The following is a 25,096-nucleotide window of genomic DNA, read 5'->3' on the forward strand; positions in this document are numbered from 1 at the left end:
AAGGCCGCGGGAACGAGCAAGGCGGTCATTGCGACAGGTTACACGTTGTCGGGCATCGATGCCGCCAACTACGACCTGACCCAGCCGACCGGCCTGACCGCCAATATCGGCAAGGCCACGGTAGCCGTTACCGGCGTCACCGCCCAGAACAAGGTCTATGACGGCAACACTGCGGCGGTCGTTACGGGCGGTACGGTGGACACGGTTACCGGCGATACCGTCTCATTGAGCGCCGGCGGCGTTACCGCCAGCTTCGCCGATCGACACGTGGGAACGGACAAGGTCGTCGTTGGAACCGGCTATACGCTGGTCGGCGCCGATGCCGCCAACTATATCCTGGTTCAGCCCACCGCGCTGACGGCCACCATCACGCGGTTGTCGAGCGTGACATGGACCGGGGCCGGCAACGGTCGTGATTGGTTCGACCCGGCCAACTGGGCAGGCGGTGCCTTGCCGGACGGTGCCAATGTCGCGGTCGTCACGCTGCCTGCGGGGGCCGACGTTCGCTTCGACACGCCGGACGGCGCGGGCATCGTTTCGCTGGACCAGCTGACGAGCGGAGGTAGCAACGCCACGACGCTGACGATGATGAGCGGTGGGCTGAACATCGCTAGCAGCCTCTCTGTCGGAACCCTCCTCCAGACCGAGGGCACGATCTTCGGTGCAGGAACAGTGACGGCTTCCAAGGGGTTCGAGCAATCGGGCGGGACCTTGGCGATGTCAGGCGCGGTTACGCTATATCAGACGGTCGGCAATCTGGCCTATACGTCGATCACGGCCGGCGGCGGATTGTCGATCAACGCAGCGGGATCGGTTCGCGCCGGCGAAACCAACGTTACAGGCACCTTCTCGATCACGGCAGGCGGCAATGTGGCGCTGGACGGACCGACGGTCGTCGACGGGCCTCTGGCTATCGCCGCCGGCACGTCGGGAGCAGGCACGATCACTCAGGATCGACCGCTGTCGGTGACCGGAACTGCCCAATTAAGTGCGCCAAACGCGATCTCCTTGAACGCCGACCGCAATACATTCGCCATGCCAGTTTCCTGTAACGGGACGAGCGGCGCGTCCGGCACCTGCGGAGCACCCGCATCGACCGGTACCACCGGAAGCGGATCCGGTACGGCAGGCGGCAGTGGTAGCACCTCCACCGGCGGCTCGACCGGTGGAAGCTCTACGGAAGGCTCAGGCGGAGGCACCTCCACCGGCGGTTCGACTGGCGGCTCTTCCACAGGCGGCTCGACTGGCGGCTCGACAACGGGCGGTTCGACCGGTGGCTCGTCCACGGGTGGTTCGACTGGCGGCTCGTCCACGGGTGGTTCGACCGGTGGCTCGTCGACGGGTGGTTCTACCGGTGGCTCGTCCACGGGTGGTTCGACTGGCGGCTCGTCCACGGGCGGTTCGACCGGTGGCTCGTCCACGGGTGGTTCGACCGGTGGCTCGTCGACGGGTGGTTCGACTGGCGGCTCGTCGACGGGTGGTTCGACTGGCGGCTCGTCAACGGGTGGTTCGACCGGTGGCTCGTCCACCGGCGGTTCGACCGGTGGTACGTCCACGGGTGGCTCGACTGGCGGCTCGTCCACGGGCGGTTCGAACGGTGGCTCGTCCACGGGTGGCTCGACCGGCGGGTCGTCCACGGGCGGTTCGAACGGTGGTTCTTCCACCGGCGGTTCGACCGGAGGTTCGTCCACGGGTGGTTCGACCGGTGGCTCGTCCACGGGTGGTTCGACCGGTGGCTCGTCAACGGGTGGTTCGACTGGCGGCTCGTCAACGGGTGGTTCGAACGGAGGCTCGTCCACGGGCGGTTCGACCGGCGGCTCGTCCACGGGTGGTTTGACCGGAGGCTCGTCCACGGGTGGTTCGACCGGTGGTGCACCCGGAGGCGGGACGAACACACTCGCCAATCGGACCGCAGAAGTGCGGCGGGTGACCAACACCCTGTCTTCGCTGACAAACGTTGGCGTCGGCGTGACGTCGACCGGCACCACCGGTTTCTCGGCGGGTGGCAGCGCGATGCTGCCGACATCGACGACCGTTACGTTCCAGCCGATCGCAGGGTCGTCGTCCGCTACCAACGGTGCTGCGTCGTCACCGCAATCCACGGGTGAAACGGTGGCCGAACGTGGCCCGTCGTTCACCACGGCCGATCTCGACAAGCCGAAATCGAAATATCGCACGACGCGCCCGCAGGTAAACCTTGGTGACAAGGTCTATTACGTAGGCAACTGATCGAAGAGGTAGATTACGACAGCGCCTGTCGATCCGCACCGGATCGGCAGGCGCTGTCTATTTGCATCTGGGCGATCTCGTCCCGGCCTCGCGGACGGACTAAGGCGTGATCACGTCCGCCCCCCGATCGACACACCGCTGCACGGTCAGGCGGCTGTCATCGAACGTCTCTGCCGATACGGCGGCTTCGCTCGGGAGGAGCGTTATTGCCCATCATGGCAGCTGTCAGCGGCCGCGATAATCAGCAAGAGCGGATGAGCCTTCGTCGGCCGATCAGGCGGCAGCCGCGACCAATCGCCCCGTGCGACGACGCAGGCTCGCGCCGATCGCGCCGAAGCCCAGGAGCATCATCGCCCAGGTGGCCGGTTCGGGGACCGCGGTCTGGACCGGGGGGACGGCCGGAGTGAGCGGGGTCGTGGGCTCCCCGGAAGTCACGGGCGCAAGCGGCACGACCGGGGTCAGGGGGAAGACCGAACCGCCGGGTTGTCCCGGGGTGACGGCAACGGACGGTGCCGGCGTGTCGATGATGTCGCTGAAATCGATTCCCGCGGTGCCGATATCATCGATCGGAAGCGGCGCCTCGCCGACAGGAACGGCAGCGATCCGATCGATGGCGGTCGTCGGCAGCACCGCCGCGCCGGTCGGCGGACGGCGGACGATCTGACTGCTCACGCGCGGGCCACGCGCCTTGGTCATGGCCAGCGGCGACGCCTTGACCTTCGTCAGGACGTGGATGTGACCGCGACGACCCGGGCTGCGCGCCATCAGCACCTGCATCAGCGAGATTGCGGGCGTGGCCGCGCTTGCGGCAGGAAGCAACGACGGCATCGCCTCGGCAGCAGCGGGCGGGCGTAATACGGACGGGTTCACGCCGGCCATGACGCCAGCCGCCATCGCCAGCCCGATGCACCCCATCACCGTCGTGGTGCGCCTCATCACACCTCTCCTCTTCAAATCGTGCAAACGTGTGAAACCCGCGATTTTATCCCGCATGGTCGTCTCCGCGGCAAAAACGGAAAACCGCGGGTAGAATTTCATGCATCGAGCCGACCGAAAATACATGCCGAGTACCGAACAGCCGCCCTAGGCCATCCGTCACCGATCCAGTTCTGGGATAGAATTCACACACTTTTTGCCGATCCGTTCCGACTCGTAACTTATGTTATTCGCGCACAGGCGTAAATGACTTGAAGACGCCGCTACTATCATTGTCCCGAAACAAGGCATTTACCATACCGAAATATGGCGCCGGGGCGGGATCGCTGCGGCATAGGGCAATGCGGCAACACCCCCATCGCGAGGACTACTCAAAACGGCGCGCCCGTCGTCCTGGCGTCGGCGCGGACGGTGATGGTCGGACCAGCGAGCGGACAATGGCGTCTGATCGTCCTTCCCGACAGGCGATGTGACCCGGAGCGAAGTATGCTGAAGGACACGTGAGCACCGAAAGCGCGGAATAGCGCCATTTTCAGGCCGGTATGGGCTGAAGTCGACCTGTCCCAGGTCGATCGTCAGAGACGGGTTCGTCTTCGGTATCGATCTCGCCTAAAAGGCCACGGATGGCCGAAAGCGACATCCTCCGGCGACTGCGCAGCCTGCCGCTTCATCCCGGCGCGCTGGGGCTGGCCGACGATGCCGCGCGGCTGGACTCGTTCGTGCTGACGACCGACCTGCTGGTCGAAGGCGTGCATTTCCTGCCCGACGACCCGCCCGGCGACGTCGCCTGGAAACTGCTGGCGACCAATTTGTCCGACCTCGCCGCCAAGGGCGCGACGCCCGAGGGTGTGCTGCTCGGCATGCCGCTCCACAGCCGCGACTGGGATGCCGCCTTCATCGATGGCTTGGACACGGCCCTGCGTCATTTCGGCTGCGCCCTGCTTGGCGGCGACACGGTGTCGGGCGGTCGGACCTATGCGCTGACCGCGATCGGCCGCGCGGCCATCGCTCCAATGCGGAGCGGCGCGCGTCCCGGGGATATCGCCTGGGTCACGGGCACGATCGGGGACGCCGGTGCCGGCCTCGCCATCGCCCGCGGCGCGGCCGGTCCCGAGCGCTTGCGCGATCGCTATCGCCGCCCGACGCCGCGGCTGGTCGAAGGGCTTGCGCTCGCTCCGCTCGTCACCGCGATGATGGACGTGTCCGATGGCCTGCTGATCGACGCGGGCCGGATGGCGAGCGCCAGCGGATGCGCGGTCGCGATCGATCTGACGCGCATCCCGCTGTCCGACGCCTATGCCGTATGGAGCGGCGACCGGATCGCCGCGGCGACGGCAGGCGACGATTACGAGCTGCTCTTCGCCCTCCCCCCCGGCGTCACGCCGCCGGTCGCCGCGACCGCGGTCGGTCGGTTCGCCGTCGGCCATGGCCTGACGCTGACCGACGACGGCGTCCCGGTGCCGTTGCCCGATCGTCTCGGCTGGCTACACGACTGATTTCGCAGGGTGCTTGCGCCCGCCCGAGCGCGCCTATAGCCTCCCCTCCTTGATCTCGGACCCGACCGCAAAGAGCCGGGCCGTTTCCTGACTGTAAGCCGCATTCGCGTTGCGTGAAGGAATTAGGGGAGGATCGCCTTATGATCATCGTATATCTGGCCATCGCGTGCGGCATTATCGCCGTACTCTATGGCATCGTCACCAGTTCGCAGGTGCTGAAAAGCCCCGCGGGCGATGCCAGGATGCAGGACATCGCCGCCGCCATTCAGGAAGGCGCCAAGGCCTATCTGGGCCGGCAATATACCACCATCGCCATCGTCGGCGTCGTCGTTGCGGCGGTGCTGTTCCTGACGCTCGGCACCGTCTCGCTCGCCGGCTTCCTGATCGGTGCGGTCCTGTCGGGCGTCGCCGGTTATGTCGGTATGCACATCTCGGTGCGCGCCAACGTCCGCACTGCGGAAGCCGCGCGCGGGTCGCTTCAGGGCGGGCTGACGCTCGCGTTCCGATCGGGTGCGATCACCGGCATGTTGGTGGCGGGTCTCGGCCTGCTCTCGATCGCCGGCATCTTCTGGTATCTGGTCGACCTGGCCGGCGTCGCGCCGAACGATCGCGAAGTGATCGAGGCGCTGACAGCGCTCGCCTTCGGCGCGTCGCTCATCTCGATCTTCGCGCGGCTGGGCGGCGGTATCTTCACTAAGGCCGCCGACGTCGGCGCCGACCTGGTCGGCAAGGTCGAGGCGGGTATCCCGGAGGACGACCCCCGCAACCCCGCGGTCATCGCCGACAATGTCGGCGACAACGTCGGTGACTGCGCCGGCATGGCCGCCGATCTGTTCGAAACCTATGTCGTGACCATCGGTCTGACGATGGTGTCGATCGCGCTGCTGGTGAAGGCGTCGTCGGCGGAGCTGCTGACGCTGATGTCGGTCCCGCTGCTCGTCGGCGGCGTGTGCATCATCACCTCGATCATCGGCACCTATTTCGTGCGGCTGGGATCGAAGGGCTCGATCATGGGCGCGCTGTACAAAGGGTTCTGGGTCACCGTCGCCCTGTCAGTCCTCGCGATCTACGGCGTGTTCCAATATGCGTTCGGCGACCTGAATGCGGTCATCGGCGGCGCAGGCTTCCTGGAAGGCGGCACCGATACGCTGACGACGGAAGCGGTGCTGGGCGCACAAGCGATCGGCACACAGGCGTTCACCGCGCTCGACCTGTTCTACTGCATGATGATCGGCCTTGCGGTGACCGGGCTGCTGGTCTGGATCACGGAATATTACACCGGCACCGCCTATCGCCCGGTCAAGTCGATCGCCAAGGCGTCGGAGACCGGCCATGGCACCAACGTCATCCAGGGCCTGGCGATCAGCCTGGAATCGACCGCGCTGCCGACGCTCGTCATCGTCGTCGCGGTGATCGCGACATATCAGCTGGCGGGGATCATCGGCGTGGCCTTCGCCGCGACTGCGCTGCTGGCGCTGGCCGGCATGGTGGTTGCGCTCGACGCCTATGGCCCGGTCACCGACAATGCCGGTGGCATCGCCGAGATGGCGGGCCTGCCCGACGACGTGCGGCACAGGACCGATGCGCTGGACGCGGTCGGCAATACGACCAAGGCGGTGACCAAGGGCTATGCGATCGGCTCCGCCGCGCTCGCCGCCCTCGTCCTGTTCGGCGCCTACACGACCGACCTCAAGGAGTTCTTTCCCGATGTCACGGTCGATTTCTCGCTGAGCAATCCGTACGTCATCGTCGGGCTGCTGCTCGGCGCGCTGCTGCCCTATCTGTTCGGCGCGTTCGGCATGACTGCGGTCGGCCGCGCGGCGGGCAGCGTGGTGCAGGACGTCCGCGACCAGTTCCGCGACAATCCGGGCATCATGCAGGGGACCAGCCGGCCGAATTACGGCCGCACGGTCGACATCGTGACCCGCGCGGCGATCAAGGAGATGATCATCCCCTCGCTGTTGCCGGTCGTCAGCCCGATCGCGGTCTATTACATCGTGACCGCTGTGGCCGGACAGGCGCAGGGCTTCGCCTCGCTCGGCGCGATGCTGCTCGGCGTGATCGTCTCGGGCCTGTTCGTCGCCATCTCGATGACGAGCGGCGGCGGCGCGTGGGACAATGCCAAGAAATATATCGAAGACGGCAACCATGGCGGCAAGGGCTCGGAAGCCCACAAGGCCGCGGTCACCGGCGACACGGTGGGCGATCCTTACAAGGATACGGCCGGCCCGGCCGTCAACCCGATGATCAAGATCACGAATATCGTCGCGCTGCTGCTGCTGGCAGCACTAGCTGGCAGCGCAGGTTGAGCTGACGCTCAACAAGCGCGACCGGCCGAGGGGTCCCCGCAAAGTATTACTTTGCGGGGTGCCCCGGCGGGGGCGGCAGAGCGCCCCCGACCGACGACGCGGCTTTGCCGCGTCGCGACACATCACCGAGCGCATTCACCTGTACGGTTAAGGGCACACCTAGCGACAGAGCATCGGGTTCCTATCTGAAGGCACCCGTCACTCTTTCCCGCAAGAAGGCTCCCCCCATGCGCTACAATCCGCTCGGCCGCACCGGTCTGTTCGTCTCCGAACTCTGCCTCGGCACGATGACCTTCGGCGGGGAGGGCATGTTCAAGGCGGTCGGCCAGGTCCAGCAGGACGAGGCCGATGCGCTGGTGCGGACCGCGGTCGAGGCGGGGGTGAACTTCATCGACACCGCCAACGTCTATTCGAACGGCCTGTCGGAAGAGATTACCGGCCAGGCGATCCGAAACCTCGGCTTGAAGCGCGAGGATGTCGTGCTCGCCACCAAGGTTCTCGGCCCGATGAGCGAGGGCGTCAACGCCCGCGGCGCCTCGCGCGGGCACATCATGGACCAAGTGAAGGCGTCGCTGAAGCGGCTGGGCACCGATCACATCGACCTTTACCAGATCCACGGCTGGGACCCGGCGACGCCGGTCGAGGAAACCGTCCGCGCGCTCGACGACCTCGTGCGGCAGGGTCATGTCCGCTACGTCGGCGTGTCGAACTGGGCGGCGTGGCAGATCGCCAAGGCGCTGGGCATCGCCGAACGGCTGGGCGCGAGCCGGTTCCAGTCGGTGCAGAGCTATTACACCATCGTCGGCCGCGACCTGGAGCGTGAGGTCGTGCCGATGCTCGAATCCGAAGGGCTCGGGCTGATGGTCTGGAGCCCGCTGGCCGGCGGCTATCTGTCGGGCAAATATCGGGGCGGCCAGGACAAGGACGGCCGGCGCGCGAATTTCGACTTCCCGCCGGTCGACATGGTGCGCGGCGATGCGGTGCTCGACGCGATGGATGGGATCGCCAAGGCCAAGGGCGTGTCGATCGCCCGCATCGCGCTCGCCTGGCTGCTGCACCGCCCAGTAGTCACCAGCGTCATCGTCGGCGCCAAGCGCGTCGAGCAGCTGGAGGACAATCTCGCCGCGATCGACGTGATGCTGGATACCGACGACCTCGCGACGCTCGATGCGGCGAGCCGGCTGACCCCCGAATATCCCGGCTGGATGATCGAACGCCAGGGCGAGTACCGCCGCGGCGCGATGGCCGGTATGCCGCCGGCGAAGGGTTGAAGGGCATCGCGCGTCGGGTTACCTTCCCGCCCATGAATGCGCTGTCGCACATCACCGCCGCGCTGGACGCCGAGACCTTCTCGATCGTCGAGCGGCTGGCCGGCGAACAGGGGCGTTCGGTCGAGGACTTCGCAGCGGAGGCCATTCGTCGCGTCGCCGAGAGCGAGGCCGACTACCGGGCGTTCCTCCAGGTCGGTATCGATGCGCTGGATCGCGGCGAGTTCGTCACGCACGAGGAAGTGATGGCGAAACTCGATGCGATGATCGCCAGGCACGAGGCGCGATGCCGCGACTGATCTGGTCGATTCCGGCGTCGCTCGACCTCGACCGTATCGACGCCTGGCTGACCGAACATCGCCCGCCCCGCCATACATTGGCGACGATCCGCGCCATTCGCGAGCGTGCGGAATGGTTGTCGACCTTCCCCCGCGGCGGTCGGCCCGGCCTCGATGGCTTACGTGTCGTCCATGTTTCGGACTCACGATATGTAATCGTCTATCGGCTCGTCGGAGATGACGTCATTGTCGTTCGCGTCCACCACGAACGCCAGGATTGGTGACGCCGCGATGACCCGCATCGGCCTCCTCGGCGGGTCCTTCAATCCCGCCCATCGCGGGCACCGCAGGATCACCCTCGCCGCGGTCCGGGCATTGGGGCTGGACGAGGCGTGGTGGCTGGTGTCGCCCGGCAATCCGCTGAAGGCGGGCGCGTCGGACATGGCGCCGCTTGCCGCTCGCCTCGGCTCCGCGCGACGGATGGCGCGCCACGCGCCGATCCGGGCAACGGCGATCGAAGCGAAGCTCGGCACGCGCTATACGATCGACACGCTCCGCGCGCTCAAGCGACGCTATCCGGCGAACGACTTCATCTGGCTGATGGGGGCGGACAATCTAGCCGGATTTCATCGCTGGCGGGCGTGGCGCGCGATCGCGCGGGAGATGCCGATTGCGGTCATCGCGCGTCCGGGGTATGACGGAGCTGCCCTCGCGGGTCCGGCGATGGCCTGGCTGCGGCGCTTCCGGCGACCGACGTCACACGCGAAACACTGGACCGAATGGAGTCCGCCGGCGCTCGTGCTCTTGCGCTTCCGCCCCGATCCGACCTCCGCAACCGCGGTGCGCGCCGCTTCGCCGAACTGGCATCTGACGCCGACGCGTGCCCTGTCGCCCGCACGGCATACCAACCCGATACTGGAGTAATCTTGGCCACCACCCCCACCGCCGCCCCCGATAACGCCCAGGCTGCCGACGCCGACAGCGCAGAGGCGCTGCACGCACTCATCCTGTCGAGCCTGGAGGACGATCAGGCGGTCGACACCGTCTCGATCCCGCTCGCCGGCAAGTCGTCGATCGCGGATTACATGGTCGTCGCCTCCGGCCGCTCGACCCGCCAGGTCGCGTCGATGGCGAACAAGCTGGCCGAGAAGATCAAGACCGAGTTCCGCCGCACCGCGCGCATCGAGGGCCTGCCCAACGCCGACTGGGTGCTGATCGATGCCGGCGACGTCATCATCCATCTGTTCCGTCCCGAAGTGCGCAGCTTCTACAATCTGGAACGGATGTGGGGCTTCGGCGACACGCCGGCCGGCGAGCTGAACTGAGGTCGCTCCTTGCGGCCCAGTCTTGAGAAGGTCACGCAACACGAGCGTGCCTATGTCCGCGCCGTGAACATTCGCGATGGCCGGGCGAACGGCTTCTGGCTGCCGATCATCCGGCGCTTGGCACTTCGACGCATGCCCGAGGCGCTGACGGTGCTGGCCGATGTCGAAGGCGACGAACGGCCCATGAAAGCCCGCCTCGACTATCGGCGCGCTTGGCGCCTAGGCAGCCCTGTCGCCGCGTACAACCGTGCGATCGACGCCTTCAATCGCGGACAGCTGGCGTCCTATCGGCACTGGCTGCGGCGCGCGGCCGACGCCGGCGATGCGGAGGCAAAGGACGAAGTGCGACGGTTCGAGACGCGCTTGCCACACGCCGACGCCCGACGGATCGGACGACATCGCCCGTATCGTCGATCGGAACTGCGCTGATGCTCCTTCACATTGTCGCACGTGGACGGATTGGCCGGAGTCCGGAAGGGGAGTTGGTCGATCGCTATCTGAAGCGGATCGGCTGGCCGGTGAAGGTTACCGAACTGCCCGATACCGGCGGCAAGATGCCGGACGCGGCCGGCGCGCGGATCGTGATGCTCGACGAGACGGGCGAGACGCCGGGGTCGGTCGCCTTCGCGCAAAGGATCGGACGGTGGCGCGACGACGGGGTACGCGAGTGCCGGTTCCTGATCGGTGCGGCCGACGGCTTCGACGATGCCCAGCGCGCGCAGGCCGACATGCTGTTGTCGTTCGGGCGGCTGACATGGCCGCACATGCTGGCGCGCGCGATGCTTGCCGAGCAATTGTGGCGGGCGACCGCGATCCTTTCGGGTCACCCCTATCATCGCGAGGGCTAGACTAGCCCTTGCCGCCGTGGCGATGTTGCTGCTGGGCGCGGCCGACGCCCCGCGCGCAGACCGGATCGCCGCCGCCGCCGCTGCGCGCGCCACCGCGCTCGAACGCCAGGCCGATGCCGAGCCCGATGCCGAACGCCGGATCCGCCTGCGCGAGGCCGCGATCACGGCGCGCATTCGTGCCGCCGAAGCCACCATCGCAGCGGCGCAGGCTCGGGTCGCCGAGACCGACCAGCGACTCGCCGAAGAAGCGCGCCGTCTGTCCGTCCGGCAGGCGCCGGCCACCCGCCTCGTCGCCGTGGTCCAGGCGCTGTCGCGGCGGCCGGCGGCGCTGACCATCCTCCAGCCGGGGACGACCGACGATATTGTCCACGCCCGCGCACTGCTCGGCACTATGCTGCCGATCGTCCAGGCCCGCACCGAGTCGCTTCGCCGCGACCTTGCTGAGACCCGTGCGCTGCGGGCTCGGGCGACCGAGGCCGCTACCGCGCTGACCCAGGCCAATGCCCGGCTCCAGTCTGGTCGCCTGGCGCTCGCACGGCTGCAGGGAGAGGAAAAGTTGCGCGGCGCAACTGGCGGCGGGACCGAGAGTCCGCAGGCGATCGCGCTTGGCGAGCGCGCGCGCGACCTCGCCGGGATGATGGCCGCCACCGCCGCGGCGGCCGATGTCCGCGCGTCGCTCGTCAGCCTCGCCGGCCCGCTGCCCCGCCCGGGCGGCGGCGATGCGGCGCCTGCTTTCACGCGGCCGCCCTATCGCCTGCCGGTCCGCGGCCGGATCGTCGAGGGGCTGGGCGAACTCTCCGACACCGGCGTGCGCTCACGCGGGCTCAGCCTAGCCGTCGCCGCCGGTGCGCCCGTCCTCGCCCCCGCCGCCGGACGAATCGTCTTCGCCCGGCGCTTCCGCGACTATGGCACCGTCGTCATCGTCGACCATGGGGGCGGCTGGTCGAGCGCGCTCACCGGCCTCGACGCGGCCGATCTCGCACCCGGCGATTCGGTCCGCATGGGCCAGCCGATCGGTCGCGCCGCGATGGCGGAGGCACCGCGGGTCACCGTCGAGCTCCGCCGCCGCGGCGTGGCGGTCGATCTGGCCCAACTGATCGGGTGATGCTCAGCCCCGGTTCATCGTCGCTCGTGCTTTGCTAAGCTCGCTACAAGCCTGTATCTTACCCGTTTCCACGCCGTACGTCAGGACATCGATGCCGCGTCCCTTCGCCTCCGCCCTGCAAGCCGCCGCCCTTGTCGGCACCATCGCGCTCGTGCCGGCGACCACCGCCGCGCTCGCGCAGGTCGATACCGGTGCGTACCGCGAACTCGACACGTTCATGGACATCTACAACCGGGTGAAGGCGGATTACGTCGACAAGGTCGATGACAAGACGCTGATGAAGGGTGCGATCCAGGGCATGCTCGCCGCGCTCGACCCGCATTCGAGCTATGTCGACGCGCTCGATTTCGACAATATGCGCATCGCGACCGAGGGCAATTACGGCGGCCTCGGCCTGACGGTCAGCATGGAGGACGGCGCGGTCAAGGTCATCGCCCCGACCGAGGATACGCCGGCGTATCGCGCAGGCATCAAGGCCGGCGACTATATCACCCACATCAATGGCACATTGATCTACGGCCAGTCGCTCGACGAGGCGATTCAGGGCATGCGCGGCCCTCCGGGCAGCAAGGTGTCGATCACCCTCGTCCGCCCCGGCCGCGACAAGCCGATCGACGTCACCCTCGTCCGAGAAGTCATCGTGCAGAAGCCGGTGAAGTGGGAGGTCAAGAACGGCATCGGCATCATCAACATCAATACGTTCAGCGCCAACACCGGCGCCGACACCCGCGCCGCGATCATGGCGATCGAGAAATCGCTGGGCCATGCGCCGCTCGGCTATGTCGTCGACCTGCGCGACAATGGCGGCGGGTTGCTGACCCAGGCGATCGAGGTCAGCGACGTGTTCCTCGACCATGGCGAAATCGTATCGCAGCGCGGTCGCGCGAAGACCGATATCGAGCGCTATTATGCGAAGCCCGGCGATCTGGCGAAGGGCCTGCCGGTCGTCGTCCTGACCGATTCGGGTACGGCCTCTGCGTCCGAGATCGTCGCCGGCGCGCTTCAGGATCACCACCGCGCGCTGGTGATGGGCGAGCGCAGCTTCGGCAAGGGCTCGGTCCAGACATTGCTGCCGCTGAGCGAGAATTCCGCGCTCCGCCTGACGACCGCGCGCTATTACACGCCATCAGGCCGGTCGGTGCAGGAGGGCGGGATCGAACCCGACATCGCCGTGCCGCAACTGTCCGATCCCGACCGCAAGTCGCGCCCGGTGTTCCGCGAGGCCGATTTGCGCCGCCACCTCATCAACACCGCCAAGGTCGACAACAAGGCGCTGGAGGAAGACACGATCGACGATCCGCGCTTCACCGCGACGGCGGAGGGTCTGAAGAAGGCCGGCGTGACCGACTTCCAGCTCGATTACGCGCTGAAGACGATCGGCCGGCTGGGCGGCGCGGCGCCGGCGAAGGCGCCGACGGTGACGGCGAAGCGGTGAGCGGTACTCAGTGATGCGCGCCCCCACCTCCGTTCGTGCTGAGCTTGTCGAAGCACCGTACTCCGATACGCCCGCTCTGACCTTGCGGCACAAAGAACGGTGCTTCGACCGGCTCAGCACGAACGGTGTGGTTCGATGACCGCCCGCCCGCTCGTCACCGCCAATCGCCTCGCGCTTTTAATCCCGGCCGCGCTGATGGCGGGGGCGCTCGGCTCGCAATATATCGGCGGGCTCTATCCGTGCGAGATGTGCCATTGGCAGCGCTGGCCGCATTATGCGGCGATCGTCGTCGCCGCGCTGGCCTTCGCCACCAGCGGCGGGACACGCCGCGGCCTGGTCCTGCTTGCCGCATTGCTGATCGCGATCAGCGGCGGGATCGGCGTCTTTCATGCCGGGGTCGAATATGGCTGGTGGGAAGGGATCACGACCTGCAGTTCGACCGTTCGTCCGACCGGAAGTACGGAAGAGATGCTGGCCCAGATCATGAACGCCCCGATGATTCGCTGCGACGTCGCGCAATGGACCTTTGCCGGTATCTCGCTCGCCGGGTTTAACGCGATCATCTCGCTGGTCGGTGCCGGCGTGGTCGCCTTGCTGGCGGTCAAGCGATGACCCGCTGGCGTCCGGGCGATCGCCGCGAGGGCACGAACGCGATGATCCGTGTCGACCAGGCCGGCGAATATGGCGCGACGCGCATTTACGCCGGCCAGCTGGCGATCCTGGGGGATCGCTCGCCCGCTGGGCGCAAGGTCGCGCATATGGCCGAGCAGGAAGAGCGCCACCGCGAATTCTTCGACGCGATGATCGCGCGGCGTGGCGTCCGGCCGACCGTGTTCCAGCCATTCTGGCACGTCGCCGGCTTCGCGCTGGGTGCCGTCACCGCCGCCATCGGGCCGGAGGCGGCAATGGCCTGCACTGCGGCGGTCGAAACCGAGATCGACCTGCATTACGCCGCACAACTCGACGAACTCGGCACCAAGGACCCGGAACTGTCCGACGCCGTCGCGCGATTCCGCGACGAGGAACTCGAACATCGCGACACCGCGTTCGCCAGCGGGGCGGAAAACGCGCCCGCCTATCCGCTGCTCTCGGCCGCGATCCGGCTGGGATGCCGCGCCGCGATCGCGGTCGCCAAACGCATTTGAGAAGGACCTGACGATGCTCAAACCGATCCTGATCGCCGCCGGGCTGACTCTCGCCGCCACCGCGACGCCGGCCGCCGCGCAGGACGCTCCGATCAACGGCGTCGTCATCCTGTACGGCGACCAGAAATGCCCGACAAATCAGGACGGCGACGAGATCGTCGTCTGTCAGCGTCGCGACGCCAGCGAGCAGTTCCGCATCCCCAAGGAAATCCGCCAGCCGGAGATCAAGCCGGAATATCAGGCGTGGGCGACGCGGGTCGATCAGGCGCTGACGCTCGGCAACGGCGGGATCGGGAGTTGCTCGGCGGTCGGCCCCGGCGGCGGCATCGGCTGCGCGGGCCAGCAGATCCAGAATAACAAGCGCATCATCGAGGCCAAGAAGCGCGAGGATAACGCCTATATCCCGAAGTGAGGGGTCTTCGCCGCGTTCGTGTCTAGAGAGCGGAAGGTTGCCGTTAGAGGAGCCTAAACCCGCAAAGGCTTCGCCCAACGGTTCGTGCTGAGCGCAGTCGAAGCCCTCGATGCCGAGCTGCCCTTCGACTTCGCTCAGGGCGAACGGGGTTCGGGATAGTTCGTCGCCGTAGACCCTACGCGCCATTGCCCCGTGTCAGTGCCCCGGTTAGCCTGTGTCGGGAAGCAGCCGGGGGCGGACATGGCGACGATCATCGGACAGGCGGACGCGCCGCCAGCACGGCGCAACCTGGCACCCGACACCTACGAACGCATCCTGAGCGGCGGCGCGGTCATCCTCCTGATCGCCATCCTCGCCGCGCTGTGGCGTGGGCGCGAGCAGTTCGACCGCGTGCCCGGACCGGTGTGGCTTCACCTCGCCACGATCACCCTCGCCGTCGCGCTGACTCCGGTCCTGTTGCTCGGCCGCCGCGGTGCGCGCCGGCATCGCACGGTGGGCACGATCTGGGTCGTCGCCATGCTCGCCACCGCGGCATCGTCGTTCCTGATCCGCGAGATCGCGAACGGCCGCCCGAGTCTCATCCACGTCCTGTCGGCCTGGACGCTGTTCCAGGTGCCGCTGCTATGGTGGCTCGCACGAACCCATCAGGTGGAGCGCCACCGCCGGGCCGTGCGCGCGCTGGTAACGGGAGCACTGCTGGTCGCAGGCTTCTTCACTTTCCCGTTCAACCGCCTGCTCGGCCATTGGCTGTTCGGGTGACGACCGCCCGGTGTTACGGCGCGCGTTCGGGCATCTCGATCGGCGCCGTTCGCTCACCCCGATAGACCGCGTCGTCGAGCGCCCCTTCCCCCCGCGCGACGCAGGTCGCCACGGTCAGGTTCGCACTGGCGCTGGGCACCGTGCGGGTCATGTCGAGCAGCCGGTCGAAGGGAAGGACCAGACCGACGACCAGCGCCACCTGCTCGGCCGACACGCCGACCGCGCCCAGCATCGCGGTCAGCATGAACAGCGATGCCGAGGGCACCGGCGCGGTCCCGAACGCGGCGAGCGCGCCCGTCGCCAGCATCGTCGCCAGCATCACGCCGTCCGGCACGATACCGAGCGCCTGAAGCGAGAACTGGCCCAGCAGCCCGACATACATCGCCGTCCCATCCTTGCCGATGCTCGCCCCCAGCGGCAGCACCGTGGAGGCGACCCCGCGCGCGACGCCCAACCGGTCCTGCGCGACCCGCAGTGCCACCGGCAGCGTCGCGGAGGACGAGGCGGTGGAGAAGGCGACCGCCAGCGCATCGACGATCTTGCGGAAAAAGCGCGTTACCGACACCCGCGCGACGAAGCGCAAAAGTGCGGCATGGACCACCGCCATCTGGAACAGCGACGCGAGTACGACGCACAGCGCGAGCCAGCCGATATGGACGAACACGCCCAGCCCCGCCGTCGCGATCGCGTTGGCGATGAGGGCGAGGACACCCAGCGGCGTCAGCTCCATCACGATCCGCACGATCCTGAGCAGCACTGCCGACAGCGACTGAAGCATGCGGGCGACCGGCTCGCCCGCTTCGCCCGCGACCAGCGTGCCGACACCGAGCAGGATGCTGACGAAGATGATCGCCAGCATGTCGCCCTTCGCCAGCGCTTCGACGATGTTGGTGGGGACGATGCCGATCAGCTGCTCGTAGGGCGTCACCGCCTCGCCCAGCACGTGCGGTGCGACTCCGGCCAGCGCGGCGCCCTCGCCCGGCCGCAGGATCAGCCCCGCCGCCATCCCGACGCTGACCGCGATCAAGGTGGTCAGCGCGAAGAAGGCGACCGTCCGCCCTCCGACGCTGCCCAGCTTGCGCACGTCGCCAAGCGCGGTGATCCCGGCGGCGATGGTGACGAGCACGATCGGCACGACCAGCATCCGGATCGCACGGACGAACAGGTCGCCGAAAATCGCGATTCTGGGGGCGACGGCCGGTGCGAACAGCCCGATCAGGACGCCGATGACGAGCCCGCCGACCACGCGTTGCCACAGGGGAATGGCGAACCAGCGGCGGAAAAGGGTCACGCCAGCGCCCTTATCTCCGTTCGTGCTGAGCCTGTCGAAGCGCCGCTCTTTGACCCGCGCGCGGTGCGCTCGCGGCACGAAGGACGGTGCTTCGACAAGCTCAGCACGAACGGTTTTGACAGATCAGGAGATTACTGCCCGCCCGCCGACACGCGCGCGGCCTGGCCGTCGCCTTCGGGTGCGGCCACGATGTCACGGGTCACCGTTCCCTTGTCGACCACCACCGTCTGCGGGTCGCCGGCCGAGGCGCGGATGCCGGCGTCGGCGACGTCGCGGCCGGCCGACGACAAGGCGCTCGTCTCGCTCGGGCTCCGTGGGGCCGGGCCGCCGAACAGGGCGTCCAGCGCCTGGCTGGACGGGCTCTGGTCCTGCGGGCGGGCGGCGCCCGGCTGCGGCGGGGTCAACGCGAAATCGGGCGGGATGACCAGCGGCGCCTGGCGCGCGGTGGCGAACTCGTCGGGACGGGCACGGTCGAAGCCCGAGCGGCCGCAGCCGGCAAGGGCGACGGCGGTCATTGCGACGAGGACGAGCTTACGCATTCTCACTTCTCCTGAAGACCCGGCTTGGCCGCCTTGGGCGCGAACAGCGCACGGACGAGCAGGATCACGACACCGATGGTAATCGCGGCGTCGGCGACATTGAAGACCAAAAAGGGGCGCCATTCGCCGAAGTGCAGATCGGCATAGTCGACGACATAGCCCAGCCGCACCCGATCGAGGATGTTACCCATCGCGCCGCCAAGCACGAGCGCCAGCGCGAGCATGTCGCCCGTCACCTTCTCGCGCCACATCCAGATGCCGACGCCGATCGCGATGACACCGGTCAGCGCGACCAGCGCCCAGCGCGTGACGGGACCATCGGCGGGCAGCAGCCCCAACGAAATGCCGATATTCGGCACGAAGCGAAGGTCAAAGAATGACACGATCTCGCGCGCGTCGCCGATCTGGCGGATGCCCATCGGCCCCGTCACCCAAGCCTTGATCAGCTGGTCGATGGCGAAAATCGCGACGGCGAGCGCGAAGCCGGGGGTACGGGAACGAAGCATCTGCACTTTCAGCCGACGACGGACGCGCAGCGGTCGCACAACGCGCCGTCCTGCGCAACCTCGGGCAGGTGGCGCCAGCACCGACCGCACTTTTGATAGTCGGTACGGGTGACCGCGATGCTCTCGCCCTTCGTCACCCTGGCGACGATGAACGTCTCCGCCAGCAACGCGGCATCGAGTGGCATGTCGGGGACCGTCACTTCCGCCTCGTTCGACGACCGGATCGTCTTTTCGCGACGATAGGGCTCGATCGCTTCGGTCACCTGCGCGCGCAGGCGACGGACATCGGCCCAGTTGGTCGACACCGCATCGTCACCCGGCAGCGTCGGCAATTCCGGCCATTCGAGGAAGTGGACGGAGCCATCTTCGCTCGGGAAGCGCGCCTGCCACACCTCTTCCGCCGTGAACGCCAGGATCGGCGCGGCGTAGCGGACCAGCGCGTGGAACAGCACGTCCATAACGGTCCGGCACGCGCGCCGCCGGACGCTGTCGGGGGCGTCGCAATAGAGCGAATCCTTGCGGATATCGAAGTAGAAGGCCGACAGATCGTCCTGCGCAAATTCGGTCAGCGCGCGGGAATAGCGGTTGAATTCGAACGCTTCCGCCGCCGAGCGCAGTTCCGCATCGAGCTGGCCGAGCCGATGGAGGATGTAGAGCTCAAGCTCAGGCATCTCGGCGACGTCGAGCCGCTCGCCATCGTCGAACCCGTCGAGCGCGCCCAGGAGGTAGCGGAACGTGTTGCGCAGCTTGCGATAGGTGTCGCCGGTGCCGGCGAGCACTTCCTTACCGATGCGCACATCCTCGAAATAGTCGGTCTGTGCGACCCAGAGGCGCAGAATGTCGGCGCCCGATTCGCCGATCACCTTCAGCGGGTCGACGACGTTGCCGAGCGACTTGGACATCTTGCGCCCGTTGCCGTCGAGCGCGAAGCCGTGGGTGAGCACCGCGTCATAGGGCGCCCGTCCGCGCGTTCCGCAGCTTTCCAGCAGCGACGACTGGAACCAGCCGCGATGCTGGTCGGAGCCTTCGAGGTACAGGTTCGCGCGCGTGCCTTCGCCGTAGCGCGCCTCCACGGTGAACACATGGGTGCTCCCCGAATCGAACCACACGTCGAGGATGTCGCTCTGCGGCTCGTAATCGGCCAGAGCATAGTCCGGCCCCAACAATGCCTGATGGTCCGCGCCGAACCAGGCGTCGGCGCCGCCCGCCTTGAACGCCTCGACGATGCGCGCGTTCACGCCCGCGTCGTTCAGATACTCACCGGTCTGGCGGTGGACGTAGAGCGCGATCGGCACGCCCCAGGCGCGCTGGCGGCTGATGACCCAGTCGGGGCGTCCCTCGACCATCGAGCGGATGCGGTTCTGGCTGCGACCCGGCACCCAGCGCGTCCGTTCGATCGCGTCGAGCGCGAGTTCGCGCAGCGTCGGCCCGTTGCCGAGACCCACGCCCAGCGCCGGCACGGTGCCCGCGCCGACCTCGACCGGCTGTGCCATCGCGGCCATCGCGATCTGCTCCGGCGAAGGCTCCGCCGCGCGGTCCATCGGGATGAACCACTGCGGCGTGCAGCGGAAGATGATCTTCGCCTTCGACCGCCAGCTATGGGGATAGCTGTGTGCGAAGTCGTCCGATGCCGCCAGCAGCGCACCGACCTCGCGCAGGTCCGAACAGATCGGCCCGTCGCTCGCGGTGAACTTCTTGTTGATGACGGACCCCTGCCCGCCGAGCCACGCCCAGTCGGCGCGGTAGAAGCCGGCATCGTCGACCGCGAATACGGGATCGATGCCATGTGCCTTGCACAGCGCGAAGTCGTCTTCGCCATGGTCGGGCGCCATGTGGACCAAGCCGGTACCGGCGTCGGTCGTGACGAAGTCACCGGGCAGCAGCGGACGCGGCTTGGCGAAGAACCCGCCGAGATGGTGCATCGGGTGACGAGCGACCGCGCCGGCGAGGTCGGAGCCGCTGATCCTGACCGGCGATCCGTCGCTGACGATGCCGGTACGATTCTCGAACGCGTTGAGCAGAGGCTCGGCGACCAGGAAGCGCAGGTCGACACCGCCCTGCGTACACAGGAGATAATCAACCTCCGGCCCATAAGCCAAAGCCTGGTTCACCGGGATCGTCCACGGCGTCGTCGTCCAGATCACCGCATGGGCACCGACCAGTTCGGGTGCGTTGGGCGCCTCGACGATCTCGAAGCCGACGTCGATCTGAGTCGAGGTGATGTCCTCATATTCGACCTCGGCCTCGGCCAGCGCAGTCTTCTCGACCGGCGACCACATTACAGGCTTGGCGCCGCGGTACAGCTGGCCGCTTTCCGCGAACTTCAGCAGCTCGCCGACGATCGTTGCCTCGGCCTCGTACTTCATGGTGAGATAGGGGTCGTCCCAGTCGCCCTGCACGCCCAGCCGCTTGAACTGCTCGCGCTGCACGTCGACCCATTTGGCGGCATAGGCGCGGCATTCGGCGCGGAATTCCTGCGCCGGAACCTCGTCCTTCGACCGTTTCTTGGCGCGATAGGCTTCCTCGATCTTCCATTCGATCGGCAGGCCGTGGCAGTCCCAGCCGGGAACATAGGGCGCGTCCTTGCCCAGCAGCGTCTGCGAGCGGACGACCAGATCCTTCAGGATCTTGTTCATCGCATGGCCCATATGAATGTCGCCATTGGCATAGGGCGGGCCGTCGTGGAGGATGAACCGCTCGCGTCCCGCGCGCTGCTCGCGCAGCCGCTCGTAAATCCCGATCCGCGCCCAGCGTTCCAGGATCGCCGGTTCCTTGGCGGCAAGGCCGGCCTTCATGGGGAAATCGGTCTTCGGCAGGAAGACGGTGTCGCGCCAATCGCGCGCGGACTCTGGGGCGTCGGTCATAGATTGTTGGCCCTTAGCGCGTCACTCGGGCCGTAACAAATGGGATTGCGAAGGAGACACCTTCTCCCGTTCGGGCTGAGCCTGTCGAAGCCCTGCCCTTCTTCTACCGTCGCGCGTCAGAAGGGCAGCCCTTCGACAAGCTCAGGGCGAACGAGGAGAGGGCGTAGCGCCTATGGCGCCGAAAGGATCTGTCGCGCGCGGTCGCAATCGGCGACCATCTGCGCCTGCAAAGCCGCCAGATCGGGGAATTTTGCCTCGGGACGCAGATACTCGATCAACTCGACCTCGATCATCTGCCCATAGAGATCCCCGCCGAAATCGAAGAAATAGGCCTCGAGCAATTCGACCGGCGGCTCGAACATCGGCCGGATGCCCAGGTTCGCCGCCCCCATCAGCACGCGCCCGTCGGGCAGCCGCCCGCGGACCGCATAGATGCCGTAGGCGGGGCGGAGGTACTTGCCCATGTCGATGTTGGCGGTCGGATAGCCGATCGTGCGCCCCAGCTTCGCCCCGCCCTGCACGATGCCCTGGACGGCGAACGGCCGGGTCAGCAGCGCCGCCGCCTCGCGTGGGCGCCCGGCCTGAAGCGCTTCGCGGATACGGCTCGACGATACGGCCGCGCCGTCCGCCGCGACCGGGCCGACCGTATCGACCGAGAAGCCGAGCTCGGCGCCGAGATCGCGCAACACCGCGACGTCGCCGCTCTTGCCGCGACCGAAGGTGAAGTCCTCGCCCGTCACCACGCCGGCCGCGCCGACATGACCGAGCAGCCGCTGCTCGACGAACGCCCGCGCATCCAGCCCGGCAAGCGCAGAATCGAAACCCAGCACCAGCATCGCATCCGCCCCCGCCTCGGCGAACAATCGCTCGCGCTGGTCGAGCGTCGTTAGGCGGAACGGCGGCGCGTCGGGACGGAAGTAGCGCACCGGATGCGGATCGAACGTCGCGATCAGCGCCGGCCGCCCCTCGGCCCGCGCCCGCGCGATCGCAGCCCCCGCGACCGCCTGATGGCCGCGGTGAAAGCCGTCGAAATTGCCGAGCGCCACGATCCCGCCGCGGTACGCGTCGGGGATCGGCGCATCTCCGCTGAGGCGCACCATGTGGGATGCCTTAACTTCAGGCGAAAAAGAAGGAAGATGTTTTCACGCAAAGGCGCAAAGGCGCGAAGACGTTTCTATTCCGGCTGATCTCAAGGGAGCGAGAGCTTATCGTGCTGATTGCATGAAGGTCGTCGTCGCTGCGCGCCCAAGCCGCAGATACCACAATCTTTGCGCCTTCGCGCCTTTGCATGAAAATCACGTCTTCCTTATCGCCGCAGCGTCACGAAGCTGAACCCCTCGCGATCCTCACGAGCGACCTCCTGCCACCCGACGAACGCCGGCACGACCGCATCGCCTTCAGGCGACGCGTGGACCTCGGTCAGTTCGATCCGCGTCGCATGGGGGAGGAACAGCGCGAACACTTCCGCCCCGCCGATCACCGCCACTTCCGGCACGTCGCCCGCCAGCGCCAAAGCCGCCTCGAGTGAATGGGCGACTTCCGCTCCGTCCGCGCGCCAATCGGCATCCCGCGTCAGCACGATATGCCGCCGCCCGGGCAAGGGGCTGGGGAAGCTCTCGAACGTCTTGCGTCCCATCACCATCGGCTTGGCCATCGTCATCGCCTTGAAGCGGCGCAGATCCTCCGGGATGCGCCACGGCAGATCGCCATCGCGGCCGATCACGCCGTTCTCGGCGCGCGCGAGGTAGAAGACGATTTCGGTCATGCGACAAGTCCCTTCAGCCGGTACAGTGCGTCCAGCGCCTCACGCGGGCTCAGCGCATCGACGTCGAGCGCGCCCAGTTCCGCGCGCAATTCGTCGACCACCTCGTCCTCGGCCTGCACCGCGGCGGCGAACAGCGGCAGGTCGTCGAGTCCCGCCGCGATCCCGCCGGTCTTCGCCCGCCCCGCCTCCAGCTTGTCGAGCACCGATTTCGCGCGCTTGATCGTGACCGGCGGCAGCCCCGCCAGCCGCGCGACGGCCAGGCCATAGCTGCGGTCGGCCGGCCCCTCGGCCACCTCGTGCAGCAGCACCAGATCGCCCTTCCATTCCCGCGCGCGCACATGGTGGAGCGTCAGCGCATCGCACCGCTCGGCGAGGCGCGTCAGCTCGTGATAGTGCGTCGCGAACAGGCAGCGGCAGCGATTGTCCTCATGGATCGCCTCGACCACCGCCCAGGCGATGGCGAGCCCGTCATAGGTGCTGGTTCCGCGCCCGACCTCGTCGAGAATGACGAAGCTGCGCGGCGTCGCCTGTGCGAGGATCGCGGCGGTCTCGACCATTTCGACCATGAAGGTCGAGCGCCCGCGCGCAAGATTGTCCGACGCGCCGACACGGCTGAACAGCCGGTCGACAAGGCCCAACGTCGCCCGCGTCGCCGGCACGAAGCTGCCCGCCTGTGCCAGCACCGCGATCAGCGCATTCTGGCGCAGGAAGGTCGACTTGCCGCCCATGTTCGGCCCCGTCACCAGCCACAGCCGCGAATCCGGCGACAGGCGGCAATCGTTGGCGACGAAGCGCCCGCCCGATTTCGCCACCGCGCTTTCGACCACCGGGTGCCGCCCGCCCTCGACCTCGAAACAGGCATGGTCGACCAGCGACGGCCGCACCCATCCGCCCTCCGCCGCCCGCTCGGCGAGCCCGGCGGCGACGTCGATCCGGGCAAGCGCATCGGCGGTCCGCGCGATCGCTTCGCGGTCGGATAGCGTGGTGGCGATCAGTTCCTCCAGATGCGCCGCCTCGGCGGCCAGCGCATGGGCGCCGGCCTGGCTGACCTTGATCGCGACCTCGTGTAGCTCCGGCGCGTTGAATCGCACCACGCCCGCCAGCGTCTGGCGATGGGTAAAGCCGCTCCCTTGCGCCATCAGCGCGTCGCCGAACTTCGCCGGCACTTCGATATGATAGCCGAGCACGCCATTGTGGCGAATCTTCAGCGCGGCGATCCCGGTCGATTCGCGATATTGCGCCTCCAGCGCCGCGATCGCCCGCCGTCCGCCCGCGCCCGCATCGCGCAGGTCGTCAAGCGCGGCGTCATAGGCCGCGGCGATATAGCCGCCCTGCGCGGCGTCGACCGGCGGGCTCGGCACCAGCGCGCGTTGCAGCAGGTCGATGAGGGCACCGTGCCCGCGTAGCGACGGGGCAAGCGCCTTCAGCAGCTCCGGCGCATCGGTGATCCGGTCGAGACTCTCGCCCAGCCGCCATGCGCCGTCGAGCCCGTCGCGCAACTGCCCGAGATCGCGCGGGGAGCCCCGCCCCGCCGCCAGCCGTCCCAGCGCCCGCCCGATATCGGGCATCGCGCGCAAGGCCCCCCGCACCCGGTCGCGCGCGCCGGCATCGTCGTGGAAGAAGGCGACCGTCGCCAGCCGCGCCTCGACGCTGGCCCGGTCCATCAGCGGCGCGGCGAGGTCCTGCCCCAGCAGCCGCGCCCCGGCGCCCGTCACCGTGCGGTCAACCGCATCGAGCAGCGAGCCCGCCCGCGCGCCACCCTGCGCCTGACAAATCTCCAGGCTCTCGCGCGTCGCCGCATCGATCGCCATCGTCGCGGTCGACTGGACGACGCGTGGCGGGCGCAGGAAAGGCAGCGCACCTTTGGCCGTGTGATCGAGATACGCGACCAGCCCGCCCGCCGCCGCCAGCCCGGCGCGCCCGATCGTGCCGAACCCGTCGAGCGTCGCGACGCCGTGCAGCGCCTTCAATCGCTCCTCGCCCCGCGCGCTGTCGAAGTCGGGCTTCGGGCGATGCCCGGTCACCGGCGCGTCCGACCCTTCGGCGGCGATGACTTCGGCCGCACCCAGCCGCGCGAGGTCGGCCGACAGGTTCGCCCGGTCGCTTTCGATCACCACGAAGTCGCCGGTCGAAATGTCGGCCGCCGCGATCGCGAAGCCGCCGCCAGCCTCTCCCACCGCCGCGCACCAGTTGGCGGTCCGTGAATCGAGCAGGGCTTCTTCCGTCAGCGTGCCTGCGGTGACGACGCGCACAATCGCCCGTCCGACCAGCGCCTTCGACCCACGCGCCTTCTTCGCCTGTTCGGGCGTCTCGGTCTGCTCGGCGATGGCGACGCGGTGCCCGGCCTTGATGAGGCGCTGAAGGTACGCGGTCGCGGCATGGACCGGCACGCCGCACATCGGGATCGGCTCTCCCGAATGCTCGCCCCGCGCGGTCAGCGCGATGTCGAGCACGCCGCTCGCGATCTTCGCATCGTCGAAGAACAGCTCGAAGAAATCGCCCATGCGATAGAACAGCAGGCAATCATCGGCCTCGGCCTTCAGCGCGAGGTACTGCGCCATCATCGGGGTAGGGGCGGCGGTCATG

Annotated in this window: 24 protein-coding genes; 16 read left to right on the forward strand and 8 right to left on the reverse strand. The window is 67.8% G+C overall.

The genetic code is table 11. The features are described 5' to 3' along the window. On the forward strand, positions 1–2,229 hold a 2,229-nt coding region (locus ACFSC3_RS06935), incomplete at its 5' end, for a YDG domain-containing protein (RefSeq protein WP_380939691.1). 273 nt (positions 2,230–2,502) lie between these two features. Here the strand turns inward: ACFSC3_RS06935 and ACFSC3_RS06940 are convergent. Beyond that, positions 2,503–3,165 (reverse strand): PEPxxWA-CTERM sorting domain-containing protein, encoded by a 663-nt coding sequence (locus ACFSC3_RS06940; protein WP_380939692.1) that lies wholly within the window; start codon positions 3,163–3,165, stop codon positions 2,503–2,505. Positions 3,166–3,788: 623 nt separating this feature from the next. Between ACFSC3_RS06940 and thiL the strand changes: the two genes are divergently transcribed. From thiL to ACFSC3_RS07015, 15 genes are all read left to right on the forward strand, one after another. Beyond that, on the forward strand, positions 3,789–4,661 hold the full coding sequence (thiL, locus tag ACFSC3_RS06945; protein ID WP_380939693.1) for a thiamine-phosphate kinase: 873 nt from the start codon (positions 3,789–3,791) through the stop codon (positions 4,659–4,661). Positions 4,662–4,801: 140 nt separating this feature from the next. Beyond that, positions 4,802–6,970 (forward strand): sodium-translocating pyrophosphatase, encoded by a 2,169-nt coding sequence (locus ACFSC3_RS06950; protein ID WP_380939694.1) that lies wholly within the window; start codon positions 4,802–4,804, stop codon positions 6,968–6,970. Between the two features lie 227 nt (positions 6,971–7,197). Continuing rightward, positions 7,198–8,241, forward strand: a complete 1,044-nt coding sequence (locus ACFSC3_RS06955; protein WP_380939695.1) for an aldo/keto reductase — start codon at positions 7,198–7,200, stop codon at positions 8,239–8,241. A gap of 32 nt (positions 8,242–8,273) precedes the next feature. Continuing rightward, positions 8,274–8,537: a CopG family ribbon-helix-helix protein gene (locus ACFSC3_RS06960; protein ID WP_380939696.1), complete on the forward strand. Its 264-nt coding sequence runs from the start codon at positions 8,274–8,276 to the stop codon at positions 8,535–8,537. Beyond that, positions 8,525–8,800 carry a type II toxin-antitoxin system RelE/ParE family toxin gene (locus ACFSC3_RS06965; RefSeq protein ID WP_380939697.1) on the forward strand — a complete coding sequence of 92 codons (276 nt, stop codon included), beginning with the start codon at positions 8,525–8,527 and terminating at the stop codon, positions 8,798–8,800. The genes ACFSC3_RS06960 and ACFSC3_RS06965 overlap by 13 nt, the downstream gene beginning before the upstream one ends. 7 nt (positions 8,801–8,807) lie before the next feature. Further along, a complete protein-coding gene (locus tag ACFSC3_RS06970; RefSeq protein WP_380939698.1) occupies positions 8,808–9,440 on the forward strand; it encodes a nicotinate-nucleotide adenylyltransferase in 633 nt (210 codons plus the stop codon). Between the two features lie 2 nt (positions 9,441–9,442). Further along, positions 9,443–9,841: a ribosome silencing factor gene (gene rsfS, locus ACFSC3_RS06975; RefSeq protein WP_380939699.1), complete on the forward strand. Its 399-nt coding sequence runs from the start codon at positions 9,443–9,445 to the stop codon at positions 9,839–9,841. Positions 9,842–9,904: 63 nt separating this feature from the next. Continuing rightward, the gene (locus tag ACFSC3_RS06980) at positions 9,905–10,270 is read left to right on the forward strand and encodes a hypothetical protein (RefSeq protein WP_380939700.1); all 366 of its coding nucleotides are present in this window, start codon (positions 9,905–9,907) and stop codon (positions 10,268–10,270) included. Beyond that, a complete protein-coding gene (locus ACFSC3_RS06985) occupies positions 10,270–10,689 on the forward strand; it encodes a 23S rRNA (pseudouridine(1915)-N(3))-methyltransferase RlmH (RefSeq protein ID WP_380939701.1) in 420 nt (139 codons plus the stop codon). The genes ACFSC3_RS06980 and ACFSC3_RS06985 overlap by 1 nt, the downstream gene beginning before the upstream one ends. Before the next feature lie 22 nt (positions 10,690–10,711). Continuing rightward, positions 10,712–11,794 carry a murein hydrolase activator EnvC family protein gene (locus tag ACFSC3_RS06990; protein WP_380940873.1) on the forward strand — a complete coding sequence of 361 codons (1,083 nt, stop codon included), beginning with the start codon at positions 10,712–10,714 and terminating at the stop codon, positions 11,792–11,794. A 91-nt stretch (positions 11,795–11,885) separates the two neighbouring features. Continuing rightward, positions 11,886–13,229, forward strand: a complete 1,344-nt coding sequence (locus ACFSC3_RS06995; protein WP_380939702.1) for a S41 family peptidase — start codon at positions 11,886–11,888, stop codon at positions 13,227–13,229. Between the two features lie 135 nt (positions 13,230–13,364). Beyond that, entirely contained in the window at positions 13,365–13,841 is a 477-nt protein-coding gene (locus tag ACFSC3_RS07000) for a disulfide bond formation protein B (RefSeq protein ID WP_380939703.1), read from the forward strand. After that, the gene (locus ACFSC3_RS07005; RefSeq protein ID WP_380939704.1) at positions 13,838–14,374 is read left to right on the forward strand and encodes a demethoxyubiquinone hydroxylase family protein; all 537 of its coding nucleotides are present in this window, start codon (positions 13,838–13,840) and stop codon (positions 14,372–14,374) included. Before ACFSC3_RS07000 ends, ACFSC3_RS07005 begins: the two co-directional genes overlap by 4 nt. Before the next feature lie 13 nt (positions 14,375–14,387). After that, positions 14,388–14,786 (forward strand): hypothetical protein, encoded by a 399-nt coding sequence (locus ACFSC3_RS07010; protein WP_380939705.1) that lies wholly within the window; start codon positions 14,388–14,390, stop codon positions 14,784–14,786. 240 nt (positions 14,787–15,026) lie between these two features. After that, positions 15,027–15,545, forward strand: coding sequence for a DUF2306 domain-containing protein (locus tag ACFSC3_RS07015; RefSeq protein WP_380939706.1), 519 nt, complete (start codon positions 15,027–15,029; stop codon positions 15,543–15,545). A gap of 13 nt (positions 15,546–15,558) precedes the next feature. Here the strand turns inward: ACFSC3_RS07015 and ACFSC3_RS07020 are convergent, their stop codons facing one another. The 7 genes from ACFSC3_RS07020 to mutS form a co-directional block, all read right to left on the reverse strand. Beyond that, positions 15,559–16,836 (reverse strand): dicarboxylate/amino acid:cation symporter, encoded by a 1,278-nt coding sequence (locus ACFSC3_RS07020; RefSeq protein WP_380939707.1) that lies wholly within the window; start codon positions 16,834–16,836, stop codon positions 15,559–15,561. Between the two features lie 131 nt (positions 16,837–16,967). Beyond that, positions 16,968–17,375 (reverse strand): DUF3035 domain-containing protein, encoded by a 408-nt coding sequence (locus tag ACFSC3_RS07025; RefSeq protein ID WP_380939708.1) that lies wholly within the window; start codon positions 17,373–17,375, stop codon positions 16,968–16,970. A gap of 2 nt (positions 17,376–17,377) precedes the next feature. Continuing rightward, positions 17,378–17,881: a signal peptidase II gene (gene lspA, locus ACFSC3_RS07030; protein WP_380939709.1), complete on the reverse strand. Its 504-nt coding sequence runs from the start codon at positions 17,879–17,881 to the stop codon at positions 17,378–17,380. 8 nt (positions 17,882–17,889) lie between these two features. After that, positions 17,890–20,745, reverse strand: a complete 2,856-nt coding sequence (ileS, locus tag ACFSC3_RS07035) for an isoleucine--tRNA ligase (RefSeq protein ID WP_380939710.1) — start codon at positions 20,743–20,745, stop codon at positions 17,890–17,892. A 170-nt stretch (positions 20,746–20,915) separates the two neighbouring features. After that, positions 20,916–21,845, reverse strand: coding sequence for a bifunctional riboflavin kinase/FAD synthetase (locus ACFSC3_RS07040; protein WP_380939711.1), 930 nt, complete (start codon positions 21,843–21,845; stop codon positions 20,916–20,918). 206 nt (positions 21,846–22,051) lie between these two features. After that, the gene (locus ACFSC3_RS07045; protein ID WP_380939712.1) at positions 22,052–22,510 is read right to left on the reverse strand and encodes a dihydrofolate reductase; all 459 of its coding nucleotides are present in this window, start codon (positions 22,508–22,510) and stop codon (positions 22,052–22,054) included. Beyond that, the gene (gene mutS / locus ACFSC3_RS07050) at positions 22,507–25,074 is read right to left on the reverse strand and encodes a DNA mismatch repair protein MutS (protein ID WP_380940874.1); all 2,568 of its coding nucleotides are present in this window, start codon (positions 25,072–25,074) and stop codon (positions 22,507–22,509) included. Before mutS ends, ACFSC3_RS07045 begins: the two co-directional genes overlap by 4 nt. Positions 25,075–25,096 lie beyond the last annotated feature (22 nt).

The sequence above is a fragment of the Sphingomonas floccifaciens genome (genome assembly GCF_042681125.1).
In the GTDB taxonomy this organism is placed as follows: domain Bacteria; phylum Pseudomonadota; class Alphaproteobacteria; order Sphingomonadales; family Sphingomonadaceae; genus Sphingomonas; species Sphingomonas floccifaciens.

Excerpts from the sequence above, each read along its gene's own strand:
- mutS (WP_380940874.1), bottom strand. The coding sequence starts at position 25,074 with ATGATGGCGCAGTACCTCGCGCTGAAGGCCGAGGCCGATGATTGCCTG.
- ACFSC3_RS06950 (WP_380939694.1), top strand. The coding sequence starts at position 4,802 with ATGATCATCGTATATCTGGCCATCGCGTGCGGCATTATCGCCGTACTC.
- lspA (WP_380939709.1), bottom strand. The coding sequence starts at position 17,881 with ATGCTTCGTTCCCGTACCCCCGGCTTCGCGCTCGCCGTCGCGATTTTC.
- ACFSC3_RS06990 (WP_380940873.1), top strand. The coding sequence starts at position 10,712 with ATGTTGCTGCTGGGCGCGGCCGACGCCCCGCGCGCAGACCGGATCGCC.
- ACFSC3_RS06985 (WP_380939701.1), top strand. The coding sequence starts at position 10,270 with ATGCTCCTTCACATTGTCGCACGTGGACGGATTGGCCGGAGTCCGGAA.
- ACFSC3_RS07040 (WP_380939711.1), bottom strand. The coding sequence starts at position 21,845 with ATGGTGCGCCTCAGCGGAGATGCGCCGATCCCCGACGCGTACCGCGGC.
- ACFSC3_RS07025 (WP_380939708.1), bottom strand. The coding sequence starts at position 17,375 with ATGCGTAAGCTCGTCCTCGTCGCAATGACCGCCGTCGCCCTTGCCGGC.
- ACFSC3_RS06940 (WP_380939692.1), bottom strand. The coding sequence starts at position 3,165 with ATGAGGCGCACCACGACGGTGATGGGGTGCATCGGGCTGGCGATGGCG.
- thiL (WP_380939693.1), top strand. The coding sequence starts at position 3,789 with ATGGCCGAAAGCGACATCCTCCGGCGACTGCGCAGCCTGCCGCTTCAT.
- ACFSC3_RS06960 (WP_380939696.1), top strand. The coding sequence starts at position 8,274 with ATGAATGCGCTGTCGCACATCACCGCCGCGCTGGACGCCGAGACCTTC.
- ACFSC3_RS07010 (WP_380939705.1), top strand. The coding sequence starts at position 14,388 with ATGCTCAAACCGATCCTGATCGCCGCCGGGCTGACTCTCGCCGCCACC.
- ACFSC3_RS06965 (WP_380939697.1), top strand. The coding sequence starts at position 8,525 with ATGCCGCGACTGATCTGGTCGATTCCGGCGTCGCTCGACCTCGACCGT.
- ACFSC3_RS06955 (WP_380939695.1), top strand. The coding sequence starts at position 7,198 with ATGCGCTACAATCCGCTCGGCCGCACCGGTCTGTTCGTCTCCGAACTC.
- ACFSC3_RS07005 (WP_380939704.1), top strand. The coding sequence starts at position 13,838 with ATGACCCGCTGGCGTCCGGGCGATCGCCGCGAGGGCACGAACGCGATG.
- ileS (WP_380939710.1), bottom strand. The coding sequence starts at position 20,745 with ATGACCGACGCCCCAGAGTCCGCGCGCGATTGGCGCGACACCGTCTTC.
- ACFSC3_RS06970 (WP_380939698.1), top strand. The coding sequence starts at position 8,808 with ATGACCCGCATCGGCCTCCTCGGCGGGTCCTTCAATCCCGCCCATCGC.
- ACFSC3_RS07045 (WP_380939712.1), bottom strand. The coding sequence starts at position 22,510 with ATGACCGAAATCGTCTTCTACCTCGCGCGCGCCGAGAACGGCGTGATC.
- ACFSC3_RS07015 (WP_380939706.1), top strand. The coding sequence starts at position 15,027 with ATGGCGACGATCATCGGACAGGCGGACGCGCCGCCAGCACGGCGCAAC.
- ACFSC3_RS06995 (WP_380939702.1), top strand. The coding sequence starts at position 11,886 with ATGCCGCGTCCCTTCGCCTCCGCCCTGCAAGCCGCCGCCCTTGTCGGC.
- ACFSC3_RS07000 (WP_380939703.1), top strand. The coding sequence starts at position 13,365 with ATGACCGCCCGCCCGCTCGTCACCGCCAATCGCCTCGCGCTTTTAATC.